Origin of the sequence: Mucilaginibacter polytrichastri, from assembly GCF_001911425.1 — a bacterium.
Taxonomy (GTDB): Bacteria; Bacteroidota; Bacteroidia; order Sphingobacteriales; family Sphingobacteriaceae; genus Mucilaginibacter; species Mucilaginibacter polytrichastri.
Genome location: NZ_MPPL01000001.1, coordinates 5,730,992 through 5,747,292, shown reverse-complemented (window position 1 = coordinate 5,747,292; position 16,301 = coordinate 5,730,992). Strand labels below are relative to the sequence as shown.

The following is a 16,301-nucleotide window of genomic DNA, read 5'->3' as shown; positions in this document are numbered from 1 at the left end:
ATCAATTTTAGTGTTAGGCGCGGGCGAACTAGGAATGCCGGTGATACGCAACTTAGTAAAAAGGTCAAAACACTTACCCCATACAAAAATCACTGTACTACTGCGTCAGTCCACCATTAATTCAACGGATATTGAAAAAAAGCGCAATATTGACGAGCTTAAGGAACTGGGGGTAGAATTGCTGGAAGGAGATCTGACATCTCCTTCTTCCGAACTTATTCAGATTTTTAAAGCATTCGATGCTATTGTCTCTTGTACAGGTTATGGAAGTGGTGCCGGTGGATTTCAGCTCAAACTTACAAGAGCCGTACTTGACGCTTGCGTCAAACGCTATTTTCCCTGGCAATTCGGGGTTGATTTTGAGATAATTGGCCGGGGTAGTGCCCAAGATCTTTTTGATGAGCAACTTGATGTACGACAGCTTCTTCGATCACAAAAACATACAAAGTGGGTTATTATTTCTACCGGTTTATTTACAAGTTACTTATTTGAACCTTTTTTCGGTGTTGTTAATTTAGAAACTAAGACTATAAACGCTTTAGGCAGTTGGGATACTGCTGTTACGGTAACTACTCCTGAAGATATAGGAAAACTTACAGCAGAGATATTTTTCAATGAGCCGGTTATACAAGACCGTATTGTCTATATCGGTGGTGACACGATAACCTATGGACAATTAGCTGATATTGCAGAATCACTATCCGATGAAAAGTTTGAGCGCAAGGTGATAACCATCAGTGAATTAGATAATGGCTTAAAAAATGATCCGAATAATTTTGTAAAAAAGTACCAGCATATTTTTGGAAATGGGGCGGGTGTATCCTGGAGTTTGGACCAAACATTTAATTTCCAGAAAGGAATAGAGACCATGTCTGCAAAACAATGGGCACAATTAAATATTAAATGGAAGTAGGTTCCACTCGGATTGACAGATGGAAAGGACTTTAGTATGAATTCTTAATTCAATCTTATTTAAGTAAGAACCAGATAGAATTAAAATAATTATTAAGCCACCTTGTCAATACTCATTTAATCATCAAAAGCTCCATCTATCAATAAATTACAAAATGAATCTACATCACTCAGGCAAGCTATTCTTTTCCTTTTTATGCGTACTGCTTTTTTCTCTTACTTCATTGCAGGTCAGTGCCCAGCTGTTCAGCCAGGATAGTTTAAAACTCATCTCCCGCCAGTTTACCTTCACCGAAGGGCCTGTGGCAGAAGATGTAACCAAGCCTAATGGTATCGTAGGTTCAGCAGATGGCAAATACCTATATGTTGCAGATATTGAGCGGAACAAAATATACCGTTACACCATTGATAAAACGGTGATCTCAGAGGCCAAACCCAGATCATTAACCAGGGTGCTGATGGAATGACGATCGGCAGCAGGGGGAATTTCTATCTTGCGGGCAATGGTCTTACTATATTTAATCCCGAAGGCGTAAAGATTGGTCATATAGGTAAAAGAGCCATACACACCTTTGCCCTAGGTTTTTTTTGGTGGAAGCATCCTTGCGATCAGGTATGTAAATTTAGGTAGTACTTTGTGTCGGCTTTTAGATGATTCGGTCATTGTTTTTCACTAAACGCTTCCTCTAAAACAGCTCTATTGTTTTCGCCCCATTGCTCCAAATCTTTTATTATCGGCAAAAGACTAAATCCCAGAGGTGTTAGCTTATATTCCACTTTAGGGATTTTAGTGTCGAAAGAGATTTTATCTACAAATCCATATTTTACCAATTCATCCAATTGCTTATTCATTACCCGCCTGTCCACCGCTATTTTCTTCTGCAATGCACCTGGTCTTTTTACCTGCTCTGAAATATAATAGATAAGCATCAGTTTCCACTTGCCATTTAAAAGTTCCTTGAATATGTGTAGGCCGCATTCAATTCTAATAGGGATTTTTTTTTGGTACATCGCTTGGTCAATGAATTGTCATAGCAAGTACGCACAACTTTGTGCGTACTTGCTATGAGGTAAGTAATGAAATAATTTTGTTTCAAATAATTATAAATAGACAATGATCAAATTTACGTTTTTAGTTCAAAAACTACCCGATATGAGCCTTGAAGAATTTGTGGATTATCACAAAAACAAACACGCTTCTTTATTCTGTTCCATTCCCGAGACAGAACTTTATGTTAGAAAGTATGTAGTTAACCACCCTATAGTAGCTGAAGGTTTTCCTAAGCCTTTATACGATGCTGTGGTAGAAATCTCGTTTGACTCGTTCGAGGATTTCAACACCTTCTTCAATTCAGAAAATTATTTAACAAAGGTTCATCCCGATGAACCCAATTTTTTTGATACTGCAAACTATATTGCAATGGCAAACAATGAAACAATCATTAAAGCTGGTGTATAATTAATAACTTTATCAATAATGTATATCTCACCTATTAGGTGGATGGGCATTTTTGGTTTACGTAATGCACGGGATAACTTCCGGAAAGTAATTGGTTGATATTGTTGGTGCAGTTCATGCCTACAGCTTTGAAAACGACGAAGTTGAGAATGACAATGAAGCGGAGGTGATCGGTTATTTCTTTGATAACCTGCAAGAATATGGGGAAATTATGGGGATGGACGTTAATGATAACAGCGACAGGATGAAGCTTGGGCTGACCTTTAACGGCTATCTGAAGCGAGTGGAAGAGTTGGGATATTTGGTTTTTGGCGAACGGCAGAAACAGCCGATGCCGAGTGAGCGTGGTAAGTACCTCGGAAATGGGATGTGGCCGTGATCTATGTGATTAGAAAGACCAACCCGATGGTGATTAATTGGGAGGAAATTGCTAAACAGCAACATGGAAGTACATAAACGTCCTGGCGCCGGGATGATTTTCGCGCCCAAAAGTGTTTAAATGGTGGTCGAGGGGCTGGCAAGATCTATTCCTGAGCCCGGAAAAATAGGGCAACAATCCATAGGAAACCTAAGCGGACGGTTGCTTCGATAATGGCATCACAATATTACCAAGGCTCGCCCTGTTAATCGGCGATACGCAGCAGAAAAAAACTGCGTTATTTAAAATCACGGACACCAATGCGACAATTCGGCATGATCTTACACCGCGGTCACATCAAACGAGAACCGATCAGGCTTTAGAAAAAAAACAAAGAAGTGATTGCTAACGAGCCAAAACAGATTCTGCCGATCATAATTTAAATGTTGTCGCAAACAAACTGTAAAAACTTTAATGCCTTTATTAAATGATACATTTATCACTTATGTCGCATTGTAAATTACTATAATTTTGTATATTCAAATTATCCAGTAATCTTAGCTTAGCATTTGATGGAATCAATTTTAAAACGGAATAATGTTAACGTAATCGGTAATGGCGATCAGGTAATGTTATTTGCATATGGTTTTGGTTGTGATCAGAAAGTTACCGCCATCTTCCAGGTAGCGGGAAATAATAGCCTCTGAATCGGATACAGTGGAACCCCAGCCCATATCATTTCCAAATGTCATTCCTCCAAGGCAAAATGGGCTAACCTTAAGACCGGAATGGCCAAGTGTGATATATGAATTAAGAGGCATAATTTTATTTTTTGGTGATTATTAAATGGATTAGAGCATATTTCTTGATGAAATGCTGTCAACTTGGAAGATATATAAAAATCAAAATTCTGAATTAATTATGAGCTTCAAAATGTTAAATGGGCAGACTGAAATAAAAAGTGGAACCATTATCGGATTCACTTTCGACCCATATTTTGCCGTCGTGGCGATGAATTATTTCTGCGCTTAAATATAACCCGATACCAAAGCCAGCAATATGCCTGGTATGATTACTTTCCACACGGAAATACCGGTCAAACACTTTACTGACATCCTGTGGTTTTAAGCCCATGCCTTCATCTTTAACACTAACTTGAACATTATCTCCAATCACCTCACATTTAACTTCTACTACTTTTCCCTTCGGTGAATATTTGATGGCGTTGCTAATCAGATTTGTAGCGACAGAAATTATTTTATCACGATCTGCGTTTACAAAAACGGTATTAATTCGCTCAAATTCAATGGCATGACTCGTAATTGTTAGGTTGATCTCTTTAACAGTTTCCTCGATCATTTCCGCCAGATCAAATTTGTGCTTATCAATTTGAAGTTTAGCGGATTCAAGTCTTGAAACATTAAGAAACCCGTTGATCATATTAGTCATTCGCTTCACCTGGACATTTGCTTTTTCCATCGCGCCCGCTAAAAATGCGTCATCGGTATTTTTTAGCTTTAGGTTAGCCATTTGAATTATCGCTTTCAGCGAAGTGAGCGGTGTTTTCAACTCATGACTTACCATACCGATGAAATCATTCTTTCTAAGCTCATCCTCTTTTTGTTCGGTTATATCCAGTACTGAGCCAACAAACCTGACAGGTTCATCGTTCTGGTCAAAGTATGCCTGGCCTTTAGCCCTTACCCACCTGATCTGCTGATCTTCGACACCCACGGTACGGTATTCAACATCGTATATACCATTACTAACAGACTTGATAAATACTTTATCGATAATGGCTAAAATTCTATCCTTATCGTCAGGGTGTAAACCTGTAACAAAGTCTTTTTCATAAGTGACGGTATCGTTATGAGATATCCCAAATAATTCCCGGCACCTGGCATCCCATTCCATTGTGCCCCTGTTTAAATCCATATCGAAGAAACCTAACTGGGCCGCCTCCTTAGATAAGCGCAACTGTTCGTAAGCACTTTGCAAGTTGATTTTTGCCTGTACCTGCTCAGTAACTTCCTGGCATATTATAATTACACCGGTAACGCTTTGATCGTTTTCATGATAAGGTTGATAAACCAGGTTTAAATATCCTTCTAACTTTTCGCCATTATTATAAACATGATAAGGTACATCGAAAAGGTATCGTGTCTCTGCCTTAAGTCTTACATCTTCTATAATCGGGCGAAAATCTCTTTCTGCTTCCGGTATGATTTCAAACAAATTGTGGCCCAATAATTCTTCCACGCTTCGGCCGATAAGGTTGCCATAAGTTTTGTTGACGATCTCCACCCGCATTTCTTCACCCATTAATACAATGATACCAATATTGGCTTCACGTACTAAATTCTGAAACCGGCTTTGACTCCGTTCTATACTTTTAACTGCTTCCTCTAATTCTTGTCGAGTTTCATTTAATTTATCATTTGTTAGCGTAAGTTCTTCATTGGACGAAGCCTGTTCTTCATTTACGGCAGCCAATTCTTCATTAACTGTGGCCAGTTCTTCGTTAATGGCCTGTAATTCTTCCGAAGTACGTGCCAGCGATTCTTCCCAATGCTTACGTTCGGTCACATCCCTGGTTGTACCCGCCACTGCTTCGACTTCGCCTTGTTCGTTAAATACCGGCGTTAAAATATAATCATAAACCCGCCTGCCTAAAGTCGCATGTGGAAATGATACTTCACCACGAATGGGCTGTTTGGTCATTTTAACCTGGTCAATCTCCCGTTCGTGCATTTCGGCATGCCATGGTTCGTAGCCATTTTCCAACAAACTTTTCCCAACGGCATTTTCGTAAGATTTGCCCCACATAGATAGCAAGGCAGTATTCGCGTAGGTAAAGCGATAATCCAGACCAAAAACATACATTAAATCAGGTGTGTTAGAGATTACTGTTTCGTATATCCTTTTTTGTTGATTGGATAATTCATAGGCTTCCCTAATGGTTTCTTTGGCAGCTTCTGTAATTTGCCTTTCTTTAACCTGCATTCCCGGAATCATAAGTATCCAAGAGTTGGCTAATGATATCCTGTCCTTCCAGTTCAGGCATGGCTTCATGCCAGGGCATTCCGATCACAGACTCATCTTTACCAATCAAATCCAGCATGGGCTGATTGATAATATTAAATATCATGGCTTCGCCCATTGTTACCAACATAGGTACGGGAGATTGTTCCACAATTATGCGAAACCGTGCTTCACTATCAGTAAAGGCTTTCGTTCGCTCCTCGACCCGATTTTCCAGTTCACGGTTACTTTCAAAAAGACTTTCCTGGCTTTGGCGTAATTCTTCAACCGAAGCCATCAACTCTTCGTTTGATGCGCTCAATTCTTCGTTGGTGGCAGCAAGATCATCGCTCAGGCTTTGCTCCCTTTTAACGCCATCAAGCGCAGCAGCTTTCAAAAATATTTGCTTAGAAATATCGTAAGTCTGACACATCAAAAATTCAACACTGCTATTTGAGCCAAATACAGGGATAACGTCAGTTTGCAACCAAATCTCTCCTTCAGGTGTATTCACCTGAAATATTGGCGGCAATTTTATGATGGTTTTTTTTTCAATACAGGTTTGAAAAGCCGTTAATAATACCGTGTAGGCATGCAAGCTGCGTTCGTCCTGCGGGTTCGGAACAAATAATTCAAATGCTCTTTTTCCTAACGATGACTGTACTTTTTGATTTGACAGAAATCTGTAATGATCATTTTGAGCCACAACCGGAAAATCCGGCATTTCAGCTTTTAAAATCACTGTAGGTGCGCCAGACTGTAGAAATATGGTTTCAAAAATTGACGTATCTGAAGGCGGCATTTTCTTTGTAAAAAATATTATTAATTAACTCAATATACGAGATGTTGTTTTAAACAGTTCGTAATTAGCCTTAACAGGCTTATTTTTACACACTCGGTGTATTTAGACATATCCTTAAGCCTGCTATTTTTGAGTCGCAATTTAAATACTGGAAACTTATCAAAAAACATTCAAAATGTTTAGTTCCAAAAGGAATTTTAATTCTTATTAAACTTTATTAATTTTAAAAGCTTTGAAACCATCTGGATTTAATAATCAACCTTAACATAGCTATGCATAAAAGCGATCAGGAGATAGAGAAAATTTTAAGGTTGAATGATGATCTTGAAAATTATTTCGCGAACACGATTATCCCGCAATTATTTGTTGATGCCAATCTGATCCTGCGGAAATTCACTCCGCCAGCTATGAAACAGTTCACCTTGAAGCAGGAGGATCTGGGCAAGCATATTGACGACGTAAAAGAAAATTTCCGTTATCCGTCAATAGTGGAAAATATCAATCAAGTTATTGAATCTCAAATGATTCTTGAGAAAGAGGTTCAAACGACAGACTTTCGTTGGTTTCAAATGAACATCTTGCCTTATATAGTTAAGGAAACTAAAGAAACCAATGGTGTTATTATAACTTTTGTAGATATAACACTACGTATTAATGATCTTAAAGACTTAGAAAAACTGATCGCGGAACATGAAAATTTACTGGATACCCTTTCGCATGATATTAAAGGCCCATTAACCAGTTTATTGCTAACCATTAATCAAATCAAGAAAATACCGCCCGAAAAACAGCATGTAGGGCAGGCTCTTCTCAATATTTTAGAAAACTCTATCGGTAAAATGCAGGTCATCATCACTGAACTGGTTGAAAGCAGAAAACAAGAGCATGAATACAGGGCAGAAGAAGAGCTTTTAAACTTCGAACACATCTTAGAAGACGTTAGGCTTGTTCTGGCAGGTGAAATAACCGCATTGGATGTTACCATCAAAAGCGAGATTCAAGTTTCACAAATAACTTTTTCACGCCGAAAGTTGAGGAGTATTATTTACAATCTTATCAGCAACGCCATTAAATTTAAATCACCAGACCGCCAACCTGAAATATTGATTACTACCATCCAGGACGATGAATTTATTATCATTTCTGTTAAAGATAATGGAATTGGGATCTCAGAAGCAAATCAGGAAGCTATTTTTTCCAAATATTTCAGAGCGGAAAATGCTATCGAAGGAACTGGCGTGGGTTTGTATTTGGTGAAGGAAATTATGAATAATGCAGGCGGGACAGTTGCAGTGTCGAGTGAGGAAGGACTCGGAGCTGAGTTTACTGTGAAAATAAAGCGATGATAGCGCACACTATGCTGTACCGAGTTGTTGCTGAATAATTTATCAAATAATTCCCGCTTATTGAATTGATTTCATCAAAATAATTTCCTTGAAACAATTGGCAGATTTATTGTCTTGATTTGAAAAACAATTTATGGAAACTATCAAAGCAGCATCCTTGAAAAGCAAAGCAGAGGTTATAGACTACATAAAGGGATTATTAAGCGTGATTAACGATGGTAAAGAAGGGTATCAATCAGCAGCCGAGGCAACTGAAAACACCGAACTTAAAGCATTATTTTCTAAGTTTCCGGTGAGCGCATTGTTTACGCCGCAGAGTTGAAAGAGCATATTGCCACACACGGAGGGGTAGCCGACAATGAAGATGGCGGCATCCTTGGCGGACTACATCGTAGCTGGATCAACATCAAGCAGACTTTGAGTAGTAAAGAGGACAAAGCCATCCTATCAGCTATAACAGACGGCGAAAGGGCGGCTATCGCAAAATACAGTGAATACATCTCGAATTACGTAGACCATGCGGATCATCTTGGATTACTTACAGAACAACGCGATGGCATAATCGCTGCATTAAGTGAAGTAGAAAAACGGCTTGTTAAGGCAAATTTGTCGGCTTAACCTCAGTATACAGATATACTAAACTTCCGAGCCCCAGTTTTCATAATGATCGCTCAGATCATTAGAAAATTGGGGTGTTTTAAATCAGTTCAATATATTTCTATAAATAAGGTCTTGCCTGTTCATCTGCCAATGCAAGATTTACAGCACGATTTTTGAAATCGGTATTTTGTAAGGCAACTTCTAAAGTATCTTTATCAAGATCCTGACAATACGCAGGCTCACCAGGTTGTTGTCTCCATGATTCAGACAGCAAACCTCCATCAATTGCGTCAAAACCAATTTCATCGATGAGTTTCATAACCACCTTTTTTTGTTCCGTTTCATTTCCGGCAACTGATATGGCTATCCGGTTAGAACTTCCGGCTGGCATTGCTTTGGAAGCTAAACTTGGCGCTACGATATTGTTGAACGCCTTGATAACCGGGTGATCTATTATTTTCGCCACCCATTCACTATCTGTTGATCCACATTCTATATCCACGATTTTTCCGTCACGGGAAGGGTAATAATTCCCGGCATCGATAACAATAGCTTTCGAGGCAGACAATGTATTTATAGGGAGTTTAACTATCGCCTTATTGGGGATTGCAATAATGACCAGATCTTTAGCTCCCGAAGCTTTTTCAACCGTCACCGGAGTTGCCCCCGTTTTTTCAGCAACTTCCTTTAAAGATTGAGGGCCCCGCGAATTTGCGATTGTAATCCTATGACCCAGCTTTGTCAAATATCCGGCAAGAATACTACCAATGTTACCAGATCCAATAATTCCTATTTCCATGTGTTTCTAAGTAACAGCCCTTCGAAGATTCTTAGGCAAAGTAAGTGCAATATTGCTTTACTTTGTATAGTACTTTCCCGAAGGAAAGCGAAATATTATTTTGATATGGCAAAAAACAAACCGTACTGCGAATGCCTCGAAACGGTCAAGCCCGTTCGGGACACGCTGGATGTGATTAACGGAAAGTGGAAATTAGCGATCATTATCTCAATAGGGGTAGGAAATGATCGCTTTACAGATGTTCAGGAAAGTATCCCCGGTATCACGCCGAAGGTACTCGCAAAAGAATTGAAGGAATTGGAGCAACATCAACTGATCAAAAGAATTATAAAAGAAGGTTACCCTGTTAAAATCTCTTATAAATTAGAGCCCTACGCCGATACACTTACGCCACTCATTTATGCGATGAAAGATTGGGGGTTGAACCATCGGAAAAAGATTTTAGCCAGGTAGATAGTATGACTTAATATTGCAGCCCATTCCTTAAACAAATCCAATACCTTCTAATAAGGTCTTAAATTTTTATATTTATTAAAGCAGAATTATCCATTCTCTGTATTCCGCAAAGACGTTAATCAGATTTTGTGAGGATCACCGAGCGGGTTATTAGCTTGTTTATATAAGTCCGCTTCGCCATCAGCTAAGGTAATGGGTATCCCCGGAATTGGCACTGGTTTGTTTGTACCATCGTTTAGCGAAGCAATAATCACTTTATCATTTTTATCAATTCTTTTTCTCTTTGGCTTAATCACATTCATATTGTTGAAATTAAAGTTTTAATTATTATAATGCTTTTCAGGCAGCTGCTGTATATCGATCACTGATCAATTTAAAAATCATTTCTCGTGATACCGAAGCGTTTTTATCTTTCGCTCCGCTCTTTTGAACACTTGAAGCCAATTCCTCATCTTTTACCGACGCGCGCAGCCAATTAGTGTAGTCGTTCCGATGTAAATGATAGAGCCAGGTTTCATCATCTACGCCGCTGCCCATCTGTATAAACGTGTGCAGATTATTGGCCTTCAAGTTTAGCTTTTGAGCCGGTCCCCGGAAGTAAAAGCTGTTCACTCCCATGTCTCCTGTGGCGTATTTGCGTTTATGCCTTTGGAGTAAGTGTCCGGGAATAGAACAGGTGACCACGACGGTTTCGTTTATGGCTTTTTGCCAAACCAATACTTCACCTTTATCAATAACGACATCTTTTTCTACCTTAATAATCGTACCCGTAATTTTAGCAAAATCCGTCATAGTTTGACCAGGCTGATCGCCCATAGTAATTACAGTATTGATGCGTTTTAAAAAGTCATGATTGACCAGATCAGGCTTTGTGGTAACTGCAACAAAATTAGTAAAGCCATCCTGGAAATTATAAAAGCTCTCTGGCACATCTTTAGGAATTAAATGGTGCGCCTCATCCAGGATCATAAAATGCGGGTGCCCATTACTGTGTTGCAACGTAACGATTTGGCTTAATAATTTATTAAAGAAAGCAGGCCGTTCGGTCAATTGTATAGCGAGGAAACATACTACTACACTTTGCTGTGCCTGAGAAAGTAAACGGATAACATTTTCGATGATGGGCGGCTGGCTACTGTCACCAATAGATATCACACCAAGCATGTCCAGGTAATCACCTTCCGGATCGATCAGGCAAAACTGATATTGTTTTTCAATTAACCGTTCTACAAAAGCCGCCGTAAGTGTTGTTTTACCAGACCCTGAAGTTCCCACCAATAACATTCGCTGTCTTTGCGGGCTTATCCGAAAGACAGAACCATCTTTACATTTGCCCAGTTTCATGAAATGACGATGCAGCTTTTTATCCAGTGATGCCAGGTCATCTCTTAGTAACCCGTCAATCAGGTCGCAAACGCCATCACCATGAGACCTCGCCGTTGTCCAATCAGCAATCGCTTTTACTTGTGGTAATGCATTATTTACTGCTACAGCACACTCTGCTGCTTGCAGCATAGCGTTATCATTTTCAGCATCACCTACAGCAACTGTGTTATGTTCGGATAAGCCCATGCCTTTAAGGGCTTCGTGCAAACCTTTAGCCTTATTTATCCCTGGCGGCAAAATCATCACCGCACCTTTATTAAAGATCACCTGATATTCTAATCCTGATTCCTTAATGGCATTCAGTATAGTGGCTTGATGCGGTTCCCAGGTGGCAACAATTACCCGGCCGGTAGAAATCGGACTAACCTTTAACTCTTTTAGTTTATTGATAAATATATCCGGTGGCCTTTTGCCCAATAATCGTACTTGTAATGTAGCAGGATTGAAGATCACCGCGCCGTTTTCAGCTACAATACAATCAAACATACCATATTCAGGGAAAACTCTTTGCAGGTCATTTAATTCCCGTCCGGTTACCATGATGATTTTTCTTCCACTGGCTTTCAGTTTTTTCAAAGCCACGATAACCTCCGCTAGAACCCACTCATCGGTCGCGAGGGTACCGTCATAATCTGTGGCCAAAACATGGTAGCGCATAATTTCGTTTTTATAGTAAACTGTGATCGATCTGTTCTCCAATTGTCAGCAGAGAATGGCTATCTAAATCGCTCTCGTTATGCTGCATCCATTCGTTACCCAGTTTATAGAGCATCGCTTTTTGCCCGGTATCAAAACTTACGTTCCACACTATTAAATTCTTAAATTCGGCGGAGATAAACTTAATCGTTTGTTCGGTGCCATTTCCCATCCTTACTTTGTAGCTCATTTGTGACATTCCAAATAGTTTTAATTAATCTGCAATTAAAAAACTCAATAGCTTCCGTATGTTTAACAGGGCATTCTGCCCTTTATTAAGGGCTTAATTTTTAATGGATTGCAGGTAAAAACAATATTGGCTTTTTAAGTTCGATCAGCGCGCCCAGGCGTTGCACGATTTCAATCGTAAAATATTTCTTTTGAATATCCTCCGCGTTCCAACTAAGATCAGGCAAACGATTGATCGTCATGGCATTTGGGCCATGTGCTATCGTACGGATACGAAAACAAAGAGGCGGGTTTGTTATGGGCGTTACGAGCAGCACCATCGACAAATTATAAATTTCAAGCATTACAGTGAAGCTTTCCATTGGCAGATTAGAGAAGCAGAGGTGAATTTATAATTAAACCACGTTTGATCGATTTACCGTCAATGAGGTTTCATAAAGTCCTGATATGTGTTTTATCAATCAGGGTATAATCCGTAGGTAAGCATTGTTGGTGTAAATCGTTCCGAATAATTCGATTTGACTGGAGTTAAGTTGTTTGAAGATTTCCATTGTCGAGTATCGGTTAATATATCATAGTATATGCAAAAATCATACGACGAATTAAATTATTCTATTACCCACTGATGCCCAGCATTAACAGAAATGATACTGCGAACCAAAGCTCGTTTGCGGAAATATTGTTGTAAATTTGAGTAATCGCCTTTTCTGCTCTTCAAGAATTTTTGAAATTCTAATACCGCTCTTTAAAATCCTGCCCTATGAAAGCTAATCCTCACCATATCATTGCTATCGGTGCCTCTGCGGGCGGCATGGAAGAGATCAACTCTTTTTTTGACCATACTCCTTTAGACGGTGTTTCCTATGTCATTGTACAACATTTATCATCTGATTTCAAAAGCAGAATGGTTGAACTGCTGGCCAGACATAGTAAACTTGTTGTTGAGCAAGCGGAAGATGGAATGACGGTTCAATGCAACCAGGTGTACCTTATCCCAAGTGATAAGTTTATGACCATCAGGGAAAATACTTTGTATTTAACGGATAAGGAAAATGTTAAAGGGCCCCATTTAACGATCAATAATTTTTTTAATTCACTTGCAGACGATTACGGCCCAAAATCCATTGGCATCATCCTGTCTGGCTTAGGTTCAGATGGTACGGAAGGTATTAAAGCCATAAAGAAAGCAGGTGGCATGGTGATGGCCCGTAACCCGGAGACTTCGGAGTTTGGCAGCATGCCTTCGCACGCAATGGCTACCGGCCTCGTAGATTTTGTATTGGAACCAGCGGCAATGCCGGATGCGATTGAAGATTACATTAAAAACGAAAGTGAATTAACTCTTGATCAGGCGGATGATGAAAAGCATCTTACCGCGATCATTGAACTACTTAAAGAAAGATCTCCACTTGATTTTACAGACTATAAATTACCTACGATCTTAAGAAGGACTAAAAGAAGAGCCTCACATGAGAATTTTAATACACTCGGAAACTATCTTAATTTCCTTAAAGTTACGCCGGTTGAGGTAGAAGCGCTAACCAAAGAATTTCTGATCAGTGTCACCTCGTTTTTCAGGGATAAGGAAGCGTTCGACTTCTTAAAAAGCAATGTAATACCGCAAATCATTGAAGGCTTGCCACATGAGGACGAACTTAAAATATGGGTATCCGGTTGTGCTACCGGGGAAGAAGCTTATTCCATAGCCATATTGATAGCTGAAGGCTTATCAGGTATAAAGGCCAATACGGTAGTTAAGATCTTTGCTACTGATATTGACAGTGCCGCCTTATTACATGCAGGAAAAGGGGTCTACAGTAAAAGCATTTCCAAAAATGTTTCGGCGGAGCGGCTCGAAAAATACTTTTTGAAAGAGGGGGATAATTTCCGGGTGAAACCGGTCATCCGCAAGATGCTGATCTTTGCGCAACATGACTTGGTGAAAAACCCGCCATATTGCAATATGGATTTGATCAGTTGCCGTAATTTATTGATCTACATGGCCCCGGTCTTGCAAAAGAAAATTTTTACCATGATGCTTTTTGGACTTAAAAGAGGTGGCTATTTATTTCTGGGAACCAGCGAAAATCCGATGCCAATCATGAAAAATCTGGAAGTCGTTCATAAAAAATGGAAAATATATAAAAATCTGGAAACAAAGCGGGCCATAGCATTCGACGCGTTTTCCATGCCTGAATTTTTGGTCACCCAACCTAAAGCCTCCCGTATTTCGCGGGAAAGTCCTTCCAAAAATATAGATCATAACCTGGCGGAAGCCATACAGGATGGCTTGTCTAAAAATTTGGATTATGTGGCAGTATGCGTTGATGAAAACAATGATGTGATTAAATCTTATGGTGATACAACTAAATATTTACTCCACAAGCATTTCAGCTCAAACCTGCCGGACCTTTTGCCAAAACCGCTTGCGGTAGCTTTTAATACTTTAAGCAAAAAGGCTTTGACAACAAATGAAAATGTTGTGCTGGACGGCATAAAAATTAAGCAGGGCCAGCGTATTGTTAAGGTAAGCCTATCGGTAAGCCCTTTGCTGTTAAAAGGCGAAGAAAAATTGTTACTGGTAACCTTCAGCGAAAACAAATCAGAGATAACCTCACTGGAAGATACCATATTTGATGAAAAGATTTACCTTGATCAATATGTTGTAAACCTGGAGGAGGAATTGAAGGAATTGAAAGATAAGCTTCATGGTGTTAATGAGAAACTGGATGCCTCTAATGAAAACTTACAATCTTTTAATGAAGAACTGATCTCGGCCAACGAAGAAATGCAAAGTACAAATGAGGAAATGCAATCCGTAAACGAAGAGTTACATACTATTAATTCGGATTACCAGTTAAAAAACAAAGAATTGCTGGAGATTAACGACGACCTGAATAATTATTTTAGAAGTAATGTTAATGGGCAATTATTCATTGATAATGATTTGCGGTTGATGAAATTTTCGCCAGGCACGGTTAAACAGATCAATCTCCTGGAAACGGATATCGGGAGACCCCTCAGTAATATTTCTACCAATATCAAATTTGAAACGATCATCGAGGATATAAAAAAAGTACTGGCAGACGGTAGCATCATTACCAAGGAGATCGAAACCAATAATGGTAAATGGTACCAGATCATGACCATGCCATATGTACAGGCAGATCAAAAGAACACCGGCGCAATTATTACTTTCAATGACATTACCGAATTAAAGAAAATCCAACAGGAAATCAATATCAGTAATAAAATGTTGGGCATTGCCTTAGATTCGGCAGCAATGGGTATGTGGTCTATAGATGTTAGTACACGTGAATTTGTTCCATCTCACCGGCTGAAGGAAATATTTGGCTTTCACCGGGATGAGCTAATGACCTATGAAGCTGCTATTGCCCAAATTGATATTAAATATCAAGATTTAGTCACCAATGCTATTGAAGCCAATATCAATAAAGGCGAAAAAATTGATATGGAATTTCCGCTGCGGGGATTTCACGATGAAAAGATCCGCTGGGTGCGGGCTAACGGCGATCTATCCGGTGACCAGGATAATAAGCCGGTTTATTTTACCGGTGTGATGCACGATATTACTGTGCATAAGCAAGATGAGAATCGGAAGGATGACTTTATAGCGATGGTGAGCCATGAACTCAGAACACCAATCGCGTCTATCCAGGGATATATACAACTGTTAGCTTCCAAGGCGAAAAAAGATGAAGATGCTTTTAGTATTGCTAAGTTGGATAGGGCGCATAATCAGGTTAAAAAGATGTCAGCTCTCATCAATGGGTTTTTAAACGTTTCCAGCTTTGAAGCCGGTAAAATTTATTTAAATGAGCAAACCTTCGAGATGGATATGCTGATTAATGAAATTGTGGAAGAAATTACATTGACGACCGCAAGCCACATCATCTTATTTAAGCCTCATTCATCACTAATTATTAAGGCTGACCGGGATAAAATTGGCCAAGTGATCAACAACTTTGTGAGTAACGCTATAAAGTATTCAGCACAGGGTAAAAACATCGAAATATCTTTAGAGGTAGTACAAGGTAATATACAGGTTGGTGTAAAAGATGAAGGCATGGGCATAGATCCGCAGGACCAGGAAAAATTATTTGAGCGTTATTACAGGGTTGAAAACGGGGGTACAAAAAATATTTCCGGTTTCGGTCTTGGATTGTATTTATCAGCTGAAATTATCCAGCGGCATGACGGTAAGGTATGGGTTGAAAGTGAGATAGGTAAAGGATCAACTTTTTACTTTAGTTTGC

The 16,301-nt window shown here is 39.4% G+C and carries 17 protein-coding genes; 9 read left to right on the top strand and 8 right to left on the bottom strand.

Annotated elements, in window-relative coordinates; all coding sequences use genetic code 11:
* Together RG47T_RS25075 and RG47T_RS25070 are read left to right on the top strand one after the other, a co-directional pair.
* Positions 1–913 (top strand): aromatic alcohol reductase (locus tag RG47T_RS25075; protein WP_083627585.1); only part of this gene is annotated, 913 nt, incomplete at its 5' end.
* A gap of 154 nt (positions 914–1,067) precedes the next feature.
* Positions 1,068–1,379: an SMP-30/gluconolactonase/LRE family protein gene (locus RG47T_RS25070; protein ID WP_083627524.1), complete on the top strand. Its 312-nt coding sequence runs from the start codon at positions 1,068–1,070 to the stop codon at positions 1,377–1,379.
* 193 nt (positions 1,380–1,572) lie between these two features.
* On the opposite strand, the gene RG47T_RS25065 is transcribed toward RG47T_RS25070, so the two are convergent.
* Entirely contained in the window at positions 1,573–1,923 is a 351-nt protein-coding gene (locus RG47T_RS25065; protein WP_074492953.1) for a winged helix-turn-helix transcriptional regulator, read from the bottom strand.
* Between the two features lie 103 nt (positions 1,924–2,026).
* Between RG47T_RS25065 and RG47T_RS25060 the strand changes: the two genes are divergently transcribed.
* Together RG47T_RS25060 and RG47T_RS25055 are read left to right on the top strand one after the other, a co-directional pair.
* A complete protein-coding gene (locus tag RG47T_RS25060) occupies positions 2,027–2,371 on the top strand; it encodes an EthD domain-containing protein (RefSeq protein WP_074492951.1) in 345 nt (114 codons plus the stop codon).
* Positions 2,372–2,462: 91 nt separating this feature from the next.
* On the top strand, positions 2,463–2,750 hold the full coding sequence (locus RG47T_RS25055; protein WP_074492949.1) for a hypothetical protein: 288 nt from the start codon (positions 2,463–2,465) through the stop codon (positions 2,748–2,750).
* A gap of 915 nt (positions 2,751–3,665) precedes the next feature.
* Here the strand turns inward: RG47T_RS25055 and RG47T_RS25615 are convergent.
* Complete coding sequence (locus RG47T_RS25615) at positions 3,666–5,744, bottom strand: PAS domain-containing protein (protein WP_245770885.1); 2,079 nt, start codon at positions 5,742–5,744, stop codon at positions 3,666–3,668.
* The gene (locus tag RG47T_RS25040; protein WP_074492947.1) at positions 5,722–6,552 is read right to left on the bottom strand and encodes a hypothetical protein; all 831 of its coding nucleotides are present in this window, start codon (positions 6,550–6,552) and stop codon (positions 5,722–5,724) included. Before RG47T_RS25040 ends, RG47T_RS25615 begins: the two co-directional genes overlap by 23 nt.
* Positions 6,553–6,824: 272 nt before the next feature.
* Between RG47T_RS25040 and RG47T_RS25035 the strand changes: the two genes are divergently transcribed.
* From RG47T_RS25035 to RG47T_RS25030, 3 genes are all read left to right on the top strand, one after another.
* Positions 6,825–7,898 (top strand): sensor histidine kinase, encoded by a 1,074-nt coding sequence (locus tag RG47T_RS25035; protein WP_074492945.1) that lies wholly within the window; start codon positions 6,825–6,827, stop codon positions 7,896–7,898.
* Positions 7,899–8,031: 133 nt separating this feature from the next.
* Positions 8,032–8,220: a PA2169 family four-helix-bundle protein gene (locus RG47T_RS26925; RefSeq protein ID WP_245770884.1), complete on the top strand. Its 189-nt coding sequence runs from the start codon at positions 8,032–8,034 to the stop codon at positions 8,218–8,220.
* On the top strand, positions 8,217–8,516 hold the full coding sequence (locus tag RG47T_RS25030; protein ID WP_245770883.1) for a DUF2383 domain-containing protein: 300 nt from the start codon (positions 8,217–8,219) through the stop codon (positions 8,514–8,516). Before RG47T_RS26925 ends, RG47T_RS25030 begins: the two co-directional genes overlap by 4 nt.
* A gap of 100 nt (positions 8,517–8,616) precedes the next feature.
* Here the strand turns inward: RG47T_RS25030 and RG47T_RS25025 are convergent, their stop codons facing one another.
* Positions 8,617–9,297 (bottom strand): NADPH-dependent F420 reductase, encoded by a 681-nt coding sequence (locus RG47T_RS25025; RefSeq protein WP_074492943.1) that lies wholly within the window; start codon positions 9,295–9,297, stop codon positions 8,617–8,619.
* 105 nt (positions 9,298–9,402) lie between these two features.
* On the opposite strand from RG47T_RS25025, the gene RG47T_RS25020 reads away from it, so the two are divergent.
* Complete coding sequence (locus RG47T_RS25020) at positions 9,403–9,750, top strand: winged helix-turn-helix transcriptional regulator (RefSeq protein WP_074492941.1); 348 nt, start codon at positions 9,403–9,405, stop codon at positions 9,748–9,750.
* A 122-nt stretch (positions 9,751–9,872) separates the two neighbouring features.
* Here RG47T_RS25020 and RG47T_RS25015 read toward each other — a convergent pair whose 3' ends face one another.
* The 4 genes from RG47T_RS25015 to RG47T_RS25000 all read right to left on the bottom strand — a co-directional run bounded on the left by RG47T_RS25015 (position 9,873) and on the right by RG47T_RS25000 (position 12,386).
* Positions 9,873–10,055 carry a hypothetical protein gene (locus RG47T_RS25015; protein ID WP_074492939.1) on the bottom strand — a complete coding sequence of 61 codons (183 nt, stop codon included), beginning with the start codon at positions 10,053–10,055 and terminating at the stop codon, positions 9,873–9,875.
* A 37-nt stretch (positions 10,056–10,092) separates the two neighbouring features.
* Positions 10,093–11,796 (bottom strand): HAD-IIB family hydrolase, encoded by a 1,704-nt coding sequence (locus RG47T_RS25010; RefSeq protein ID WP_074492937.1) that lies wholly within the window; start codon positions 11,794–11,796, stop codon positions 10,093–10,095.
* A 10-nt stretch (positions 11,797–11,806) separates the two neighbouring features.
* Positions 11,807–12,034: a hypothetical protein gene (locus RG47T_RS25005; protein ID WP_139235788.1), complete on the bottom strand. Its 228-nt coding sequence runs from the start codon at positions 12,032–12,034 to the stop codon at positions 11,807–11,809.
* 91 nt (positions 12,035–12,125) lie between these two features.
* A complete protein-coding gene (locus RG47T_RS25000) occupies positions 12,126–12,386 on the bottom strand; it encodes a hypothetical protein (RefSeq protein ID WP_074492933.1) in 261 nt (86 codons plus the stop codon).
* Positions 12,387–12,784: 398 nt separating this feature from the next.
* On the opposite strand from RG47T_RS25000, the gene RG47T_RS24995 reads away from it, so the two are divergent.
* Positions 12,785–16,301, top strand: a 3,517-nt coding sequence (locus tag RG47T_RS24995; RefSeq protein WP_139302442.1) for a chemotaxis protein CheB, incomplete at its 3' end; no start/stop codon positions are given.

What these genes read in the sequence shown, in the direction of transcription:
- RG47T_RS25020 (WP_074492941.1), top strand. Translation starts at nt 9,403, where the DNA reads ATGGCAAAAAACAAACCGTACTGCGAATGCCTCGAAACGGTCAAGCCC.
- RG47T_RS25070 (WP_083627524.1), top strand. Translation starts at nt 1,068, where the DNA reads ATGAATCTACATCACTCAGGCAAGCTATTCTTTTCCTTTTTATGCGTA.
- RG47T_RS25040 (WP_074492947.1), bottom strand. Translation starts at nt 6,552, where the DNA reads ATGCCGCCTTCAGATACGTCAATTTTTGAAACCATATTTCTACAGTCT.
- RG47T_RS25035 (WP_074492945.1), top strand. Translation starts at nt 6,825, where the DNA reads ATGCATAAAAGCGATCAGGAGATAGAGAAAATTTTAAGGTTGAATGAT.
- RG47T_RS25015 (WP_074492939.1), bottom strand. Translation starts at nt 10,055, where the DNA reads ATGAATGTGATTAAGCCAAAGAGAAAAAGAATTGATAAAAATGATAAA.
- RG47T_RS25025 (WP_074492943.1), bottom strand. Translation starts at nt 9,297, where the DNA reads ATGGAAATAGGAATTATTGGATCTGGTAACATTGGTAGTATTCTTGCC.
- RG47T_RS25060 (WP_074492951.1), top strand. Translation starts at nt 2,027, where the DNA reads ATGATCAAATTTACGTTTTTAGTTCAAAAACTACCCGATATGAGCCTT.
- RG47T_RS26925 (WP_245770884.1), top strand. Translation starts at nt 8,032, where the DNA reads ATGGAAACTATCAAAGCAGCATCCTTGAAAAGCAAAGCAGAGGTTATA.
- RG47T_RS25005 (WP_139235788.1), bottom strand. Translation starts at nt 12,034, where the DNA reads ATGTCACAAATGAGCTACAAAGTAAGGATGGGAAATGGCACCGAACAA.
- RG47T_RS25065 (WP_074492953.1), bottom strand. Translation starts at nt 1,923, where the DNA reads ATGTACCAAAAAAAAATCCCTATTAGAATTGAATGCGGCCTACACATA.
- RG47T_RS25615 (WP_245770885.1), bottom strand. Translation starts at nt 5,744, where the DNA reads ATGATTCCGGGAATGCAGGTTAAAGAAAGGCAAATTACAGAAGCTGCC.
- RG47T_RS25000 (WP_074492933.1), bottom strand. Translation starts at nt 12,386, where the DNA reads ATGGAAAGCTTCACTGTAATGCTTGAAATTTATAATTTGTCGATGGTG.
- RG47T_RS25010 (WP_074492937.1), bottom strand. Translation starts at nt 11,796, where the DNA reads ATGCGCTACCATGTTTTGGCCACAGATTATGACGGTACCCTCGCGACC.